This window comes from Micrococcus sp. ACRRV (assembly GCF_022346985.1).
Lineage (GTDB): Bacteria > Actinomycetota > Actinomycetes > Actinomycetales > Micrococcaceae > Micrococcus > Micrococcus porci.
Window position 1 is genome coordinate 1 of the sequence record NZ_JAKRNH010000116.1, and the last position, 7,293, is coordinate 7,293.

Sequence of the window (7,293 nt, forward strand, 5' to 3'; positions counted from 1 at the left end):
GGGGCGGGGTGGGCGGGGTGAGGCATGCCCTCCAGTCTACGGAAGCGCGGGGCCCCTGACGGGGCAGGGGCCGTCCGTTAGCCTGACGGGGTGACCCAGAACGCCTCCGCACCCGCCCCGTCCGCCGCGCCGTGGCACGTGCCCACGTCCCTGATGACGGACCACTACGAGCTCACCATGCTCTGCGCCGCCCGCCGGGCGGGCACCGCCGAGCGCCGCAGCCGGTTCGAGCTGTTCAGCCGCCGTCTGCCGGACGGGCGCCGCTACGGCGTCGTCGCGGGCACAGGCCGCATCCTCGAGGGCCTCTCGCGCTTCCGCTTCTCCACGGCGGAGGTGGACTTCCTCGCGGACCGCTCCGTGGTGGACGACGCCACCCTGCAGTGGCTCGCCGACTTCCGGTTCTCCGGGGACATCGTGGGCTACGCCGAGGGCGAGGCCTACTTCCCGCACTCCCCCGTGCTGCAGGTCGAGTCCACGTTCGCCGAGGCCTGCATCCTGGAGACCTACCTGCTCTCCGTGCTCAACTACGACACCGCCGTGGCCTCCGCCGCCTCCCGCATGACCTCCGCGGCCCAGGGCCGCCCCTGCTCGGAGATGGGCGCGCGCCGCATGAACGAGGAGGCGGCCGTCGCCGCCGCCCGCGCCGCCGTGATCGCCGGGTTCGCCGCCACCTCCAACCTGGAGGCCGGCCGCCGCTACGGGCTGAAGACCATCGGCACCGCCGCGCACTCCTTCACCCTGCTGCACGATTCGGAGCGCGCCGCGTTCGAGGCGCAGGTGGCCGCGCTCGGCAAGGACACCACCCTGCTCGTGGACACCTACGACGTCGAGCAGGGCGTCCGCACGGCCGTCGAGGTGGCCGGCCCCGAGCTGCGCAACGTGCGCATCGACTCCGGTGACCTCCTGGTCCAGGCCCACGAGGTCCGCGCCCAGCTGGACGGGCTGGGCAACACGGACACGGGGATCATGGTCACCTCGGACCTGGACGAGTACGCGATCGCCTCCCTGCGCTCCGCCCCCGTGGACGCCTACGGCGTGGGCACCCGACTGGTCACCGGCTCCGGTGCGCCCACCGCGTCCATGGTCTACAAGCTCGTGGCCCGCCAGGGCGACGACGGCGCCTGGGTGGACGTGGCCAAGGCCTCCTCCGGCAAGAAGTCGCACGGCGGGCTGAAGGACGCCGCGCGCCGGCTCGACGCCCGCGGCCGCGCCGTCGCCGAGCTGGTGGGCGTCAACCGCGCCCCGGAGACGGATGCGAACGACCGCCCGCTGCTCCACGAGTTCGTCAAGGACGGCGAGCTGCTCCCCGGGTGGAGCGGCCCCGAGGCCGTGGTCCGCGCCGCCGAGCGCCACGCCGCGTCCCTGGCCGAGCTGCCCACCGCGGCCGCCCGCCTGCAGCCGGGCGAGCCCGTGATCCCGACGATCTTCCAGGAGGCCTGACATGCCCGCCCAGCACCGCGCCCTCGTCATCGTGGACGTCCAGAACGACTTCTGCGAGGGCGGAGCCCTGGCCGTGGCCGGCGGCGCCGCCGTCGCCGCGTCCATCGCCGACCACGTGGCGGAGTCCGAGGGCGCCTACGACGCGATCGTCACCACCCGCGACTGGCACGTGGACCCCGCCGGGCACTTCGCCGCCGGCGAGCCGGACTTCGTGCGCACCTGGCCCGTGCACTGCGTGGCCGGCACCCCCGGCGCGGAGCTGCACGAGGACCTCGCCGCCGAGGACCTCGGCGTCGACGCCGAGTTCCTCAAGGGCCAGCACTCCGACGGATACTCCGGCTTCGACGGCGCCTCCGGCGATCCGGACACCGTGCGCGGGGGCGAGGAGGCCTCCGCCCCGGCCGGCCCGTACGGCGCCACCCAGGGCGCCGCGCACGCCGCCGACGACGGCGAGTCCCTCGACGACTGGCTGCGCGGCCAGGAGATCGAGGCCCTCACGGTGGTGGGCATCGCCACGGACCACTGCGTCCGCGCCACCGTGCTGGACGCCCTGGAGGCCGGCTACGACGTCACGGTGCGCACCGACCTCGTGGTCGGAGTGGACGCCGACGCCTCCGACGCCGCCCTGGCGGAGATGGAGGACGCCGGCGCCGAGCTGGCCGAGGGCTGAGCGCGGCGCCGGGGCCGGCCGGGCCGGGCCCCGTCACGTCCTCCCGACGAACCACCCGCGGATGGTGCGCAGCCGCTTCTCCAGCTGCTCTTTGGAGGCCTGCGCCACGGCGGGTCCTCCGGAGACCTCGCGGAGCCGGTTGTGGATGACCCCGTGCGGCGTGCCCGAGCGCGCGGCCCACGCGGAGACCATCTTGGACAGCTCGGAGCGCAGCTCCTTCATCCGCCGGTGGTCCACGACGTCGCGGGGCTCGTCGGGCCGGGCGGCGCCTGGCCTGCGGCGGATCTGCTCGGCCTGGCGCTGGCGCAGCAGCGCGGAGACCTGCTCGGCGTCGAGCAGGCCGGGGATGCCGAGGAAGTCCAGCTCCTCCTCGGAGCCCACGGCCCCGCCGAGGCCGAACTCGCCGCCGTCGAAGAGCACCTTGTCGAAGCTCGCCCGGGACTCCAACGCCTCGAACGTCGCGCCGGTCAGGGAGTCCGAGCCGCGCTCCTCGCGGTTCGCCTCCGCGATCAGGTCCTCCTCCGGGGCCTGCGAGAGGTCCTCCATCTCCTCGGTGGTGGTCTCGCCGGGCCGGCGGTCCAGGGCGTGGTCCCGCTCGACCTCCATCTCGTTGGCCAGCAGCATCAGCTGCGGCACGGACGGCAGGAACACCGAGGCCACCTCGCCGCGGCGCCGCGAGCGCACGAAGCGCCCCACGGCCTGGGCGAAGAACAGCGGGGTGGACGTGGAGGTCGCATAGACGCCCACGCACAGCCGGGGCACGTCGACACCCTCGGACACCATGCGCACGGCCACCATCCACCGCTCGTCCGAGGCCGCAAACTGCTCGATCCGGTCCGAGGCGCCCTTGTCGTCGGAGAGGATCACCGCGGGCTTCTGCCCCGTGAGGGCCTCCAGCTGGGCGGCATAGGCGCGGGCGTCCTCGTGATCGCTGGCGATCACCAGGCCGCCGGCGTCGGGGACACCGCGGCGCACCTCGGTGAGGCGGCGGTCCGCGGCGCGCAGCACGGACGGGATCCAGTCGCCCGCCGGGTCCAGGGCGGTGCGCCAGGCGCTGGCGGTGATGTCCTTGGTGGCGGCCTCGCCCAGCTGGGCCTCCATCACCTCCCCCGTGGACGTCTTCCAGCGCATCTGCCCGGAGTACGCCATGAAGATGACGGGGCGCACCACGTGGTCGCGCAGCGCCGGCCCGTAGCCGTAGGTGTAGTCCGCCTTGGAGCGCTCGAAGCCGTCTGCGCCGTGCTCGTAGCGCACGAACGGGATGTAGGCGTCGTCCGAGCGGAACGGGGTGCCCGTCAGGGAGAGCCGGCGGGTGGCCGGCTCGAACGCCTCGCGGATGCCCTCGCCCCAGCTGCGCGCGTCGCCGCCGTGGTGGATCTCGTCCAGGATCACCAGGGTCTTGGCGGCCTCGGTCCGGTTACGGTGCAGCACGGGCTTGTTGGCCACCTGCGCGTAGGTCAGGGCGACGCCGCGGTACTCGGCCCCGTGGCGCCCGTCGGCGTTCTTGAAGTTCGGGTCGATCGCGATGCCCACGCGCGCGGCGTTGTCCGCCCACTGACGCTTGAGGTGGTCGGTGGGGGCCACCACCGTCAGCCGCTGCACCACGCCGGCGTCCATGAGGATCTTCGCGACGCGCAGGGCGAAGGTCGTCTTGCCCGCGCCGGGGGTCGCCACGGCCAGGAAGTCCTGGGGCGCGTCGTGGAGGTACTTCTCGAGCGCCTCCTGCTGCCACTGGCGCAGCTTGGTGGCGGTGCCCCACGCGGCGCGCTCGGGCATCGCCGGCGGCAGGTCCTCGCCGACGTGGAACAGGTCCGGCTGGATGCCGTCCGGGGTGGGGCCGCTCAGGGGTGAGCGGCCGTCAGCCACGGCCGCGACCGAACCATCCGCGTCCGCCGCTGGAGCCCTTGCCGGCGTCGTCGCCGTCCTGCGGGTCGCGGAGGCCGTCGTAGATCTCCTGGCAGGTGGGGCACACCGGGAACTTGTTCGGGTCCCGGCCCGGCACCCACACCTTGCCGCAGAGGGCGGTCACGGGCTCGCCGGACAGCGCCGACTCCATGATCTTCTCCTTGCGGACGTAGTGCGCGAAGCGCTCGTGGTCCCCGGGCTCGGCGTCCTGGAGCTGCTCCTCGCGCTCGAGCACCGAGGTGCCCCCGCCCGAAGGGGACAGCGGGTCGTTCTGGAACGGATCGGAGATGCTCATGGCCGTCATCCTACCGAGGACGACGCCGGCCGGCGGGCCCGCCCCGGGCCTCACCAGGACTGCACGGCCTGCAGGGTCTCGGCCTGGGCGCGGTCGTACCAGGCGGCGCCGGCGCGCACCCCCAGCCACAGGGCGAGGGCACCCCAGGCGAGGCCCACGGCGAGCGTGACCCAGCTCCAGACGGCCGCGCCGGTGACCAGCAGCACCACGAACGGCACCGCCATGGGCACGAGCAGGACGAGCGTGACGAGCAGGGACGTGCCCTGCACGAGCATGGTCCGCATGGCCGCACCCTGCGGGGTCTTCAGCGGGCTGTCGCCCGGCTTCGGCACGGGGTAGACCCACCGCGCGGAGACCAGGGCGCTCAGCCCCAGGCAGGCCCCCAGGACGCCGAGGGACACACCCAGGATCGCCGGCAGCACGGACCAGTCGCCGTGCATGGCCACGGTGGCCAGGGTCACCCCCACGACGACGGGCAGCGCCCAGCCCAGCAGGCCCATGACGCGGCCGAGGCGGTCGTCGATCCCCTTCACGCCCGCGAGGACGTGGAGGTGGAAGGCCGTGTGGTCGTAGGCGATGTCCGCGGAGAGCGAGTAGCCCAGGGCCCACGCGGTGACGGGGCCCGCGGCCAGGAGGATGGCCGTGGCCCCCTCGGGCCCGCTGGTGCCCATGAACCACAGGAGCACGAACATCAGCGGGACCGTGACCAGGGACGCCATGTAGCGCGGGTCCTTGAACCAGTACAGCTGCGCGCGGGCCGCGATCGCCGTGCGCGCGGACGTGGCCGGGCGGCCCAGCCAGCGCAGGTCCGTGGCGCGGTCCCCGCGCGGGGCGGCGGAGTCCGTGGAGCCCACCGCGGCCGGCTCCACGGTGCGGCGGATGGCGAGCATCCAGAGCGCGGCGGCGGCCACCGCCCACGCCAGGGCCACCAGCAGGCGCAGCCCGGCCAGCCCCCAGCGCCCCTCGGCCGCGGCCCAGCCCGCACCGAGGCCGGCGCCGAAGGGGGTCCACACGGCCGCGTCCGCCAGCACGGGGCCGAGCCACAGCAGGTCGTCGATGGACTGCATCACCCGGGACAGCGCCACGCCGCCGAGCATGAGCGGGATGAGCACGAGCAGGGAGATCGCCTCCCGTACGCGGCGTCGGCCGGTGAAGGAGGACATCAGGCCGGTCACGCCGTAGCCCAGACACACGGCGGTGACGGCGCTGAGCACGGCGCCCACGGCGGCCGCCGCGAGCGCGGCCGGGGTGTCCCACCAGGACGCGGCGACGCCCAGCAGGCCCAGCAGCGTGAGGGCGCCGATCGGCGTCGTGAAGGTGGAGAGCAGCAGGCCGGCCACGAGGGTGCGGGCGGGCACCGGGAAGAGCACGAAGCTGGACGGGTCCAGGGTGGCGTCCACGCCCGTGACCAGCGGGGGCAGGATGGTCCACAGCAGCACGACGACGGCGGCGACCAGCACGGTGACCGCGCCGCGGACCGGGAGCTCGGCCTCGGGCAGGCCCACGACCAGCGCGGCCACGGCCATCGCCGCCATGCCGAAGAAGTACAGGGCGCCGAGGACCGACAGGACCAGGGTCAGCGTCGACCTGCGCCAGCCGTTGAGGGTCAGCGCCCAACGCAGGCGGGTGAGGGTCAGAGCCACGCCAGACCCTCCCCCGTGTGGCGGCCGCCGACGAGGTCCACGAAGCGCTCCTCCAGGTCCCGGCCGGCGCGCACCTCCTCGAGGGTGCCGGCCGCGCGCAGCACGCCCCCGGCGATCACGGCCACGTGCGAGCACATGCGCTGCACGAGGTCCATGACGTGGCTGGAGACGATCACGGTGCCGCCGCGCCCCACGTAGTCGTGCAGGATGTCCCGGATGTTCGCGGCGGAGACCGGGTCCACGGCCTCGAACGGCTCGTCGAGGACGAGGACGTCCGGGGCATGCACCATGGCGGCCGCCAGGTTGACCTTCTTGGTCATGCCCGCGGAGTAGTCCACCACGAGCTTGCGGCCGGCCTCCTCGAGGTCCATGACGCGCAGCAGGTCGGCGGTGCGGACGTCGACGGTGTCGCGGTCCAGGCCGTGGAGCAGGCCCGCGTAGGTGATGAGCTGGGCGCCGGTCAGGCGGTCGAAGGTGCGGACGCCGTCCGCGAGGACGCCGACGCGGCGCTTGGCCTCCAGGGGCTGTTCCCAGACGTCCACGCCGTGGATCCACACGCGCCCGGCGTCGGGGCGCAGCATGCCCGTGGCCATGGACAGCGCCGTCGTCTTGCCGGCGCCGTTGGGGCCGACCACGCCGAAGAAGGAGCCCGCGGGGACCTCCAGGTCCAGTCCGGCGAGGGCGACCTTCTCGCCGAAGCGCTTGGCCAGCCCCCGCGTGACGAGGGCGAGGTTCGGGTCCGGGGCATCCTGGGCACGCATGTCACACACGCTATCCGCACGCCTGAGGACGCCGCCTCCGCCCTGGGTAGGACATCGTGCGGCACCATCGGCCAGGCCTCGACCGTCCTGGGACTCGATTCCCCGCGACCCCGGTGGCTCAGTACAGCGCGGCGGCGAGGCGACGCCGGGAGGCGTGCACGCGCGGGTCCTCGGAGCCGACCACGATGTAGAGGTCCACGAGATGGGCGCGGGCCGCCTCCCGGTCCTCGCCGGGATGGGCGGCCACGAACCGGACCAGCCGGGCGAAGGCGTCCTCCACGTGACCGCCGAGCACGTCCAGGTCGGCCACGGCGGTCTGGGCGGCGAGCTCGTCGGGGCGCTCGGCGGCGGCGGCACGCACCGCGGCGGCATCCATGTCCCGGGTGCGCAGCATCAGGCGGGCGGCGGAGAGGCCCTGCCGGGCTGTCTCGTCCGCCGGGCTCTCCTTCAGGGCGTCCTCCCACGCGGCGACCGCGCCGGGCAGGTCGTCCGCGGCGAGGGCCTCCTGGGCGCGACGGTGCAGCGGGGGCACGGGGGCGGGCTGCGGCGCGGCCGCGCCGTCGCGGGCCGGGGCCAGGG

Annotated in this window: 7 protein-coding genes; 2 read left to right on the forward strand and 5 right to left on the reverse strand. The window is 74.5% G+C overall.

Annotated features, from left to right (window positions below):
• Window positions 1–90 precede the first annotated feature (90 nt).
• Together MHY29_RS10410 and MHY29_RS10415 are read left to right on the forward strand one after the other, a co-directional pair.
• A complete protein-coding gene (locus tag MHY29_RS10410; RefSeq protein WP_239241043.1) occupies window positions 91–1,440 on the forward strand; it encodes a nicotinate phosphoribosyltransferase in 1,350 nt (449 codons plus the stop codon).
• Between the two features lies 1 nt (window position 1,441).
• On the forward strand, window positions 1,442–2,110 hold the full coding sequence (locus MHY29_RS10415) for an isochorismatase family protein (protein WP_239241045.1): 669 nt from the start codon (window positions 1,442–1,444) through the stop codon (window positions 2,108–2,110).
• Between the two features lie 33 nt (window positions 2,111–2,143).
• Here the strand turns inward: MHY29_RS10415 and MHY29_RS10420 are convergent, their stop codons facing one another.
• The 5 genes from MHY29_RS10420 to MHY29_RS10440 all read right to left on the reverse strand — a co-directional run.
• Window positions 2,144–3,976: a DEAD/DEAH box helicase gene (locus MHY29_RS10420; protein ID WP_370643514.1), complete on the reverse strand. Its 1,833-nt coding sequence runs from the start codon at window positions 3,974–3,976 to the stop codon at window positions 2,144–2,146.
• On the reverse strand, window positions 3,969–4,310 hold the full coding sequence (locus MHY29_RS10425; RefSeq protein WP_239241047.1) for a DUF3039 domain-containing protein: 342 nt from the start codon (window positions 4,308–4,310) through the stop codon (window positions 3,969–3,971). Before MHY29_RS10425 ends, MHY29_RS10420 begins: the two co-directional genes overlap by 8 nt.
• A gap of 50 nt (window positions 4,311–4,360) precedes the next feature.
• Complete coding sequence (locus tag MHY29_RS10430; protein ID WP_239241049.1) at window positions 4,361–5,953, reverse strand: Tat (twin-arginine translocation) pathway signal sequence; 1,593 nt, start codon at window positions 5,951–5,953, stop codon at window positions 4,361–4,363.
• The gene (locus MHY29_RS10435) at window positions 5,944–6,714 is read right to left on the reverse strand and encodes an ABC transporter ATP-binding protein (protein WP_224355222.1); all 771 of its coding nucleotides are present in this window, start codon (window positions 6,712–6,714) and stop codon (window positions 5,944–5,946) included. Before MHY29_RS10435 ends, MHY29_RS10430 begins: the two co-directional genes overlap by 10 nt.
• A 118-nt stretch (window positions 6,715–6,832) precedes the next feature.
• On the reverse strand, window positions 6,833–7,293 hold a 461-nt coding region (locus MHY29_RS10440; RefSeq protein ID WP_239241051.1), incomplete at its 5' end, for a tetratricopeptide repeat protein.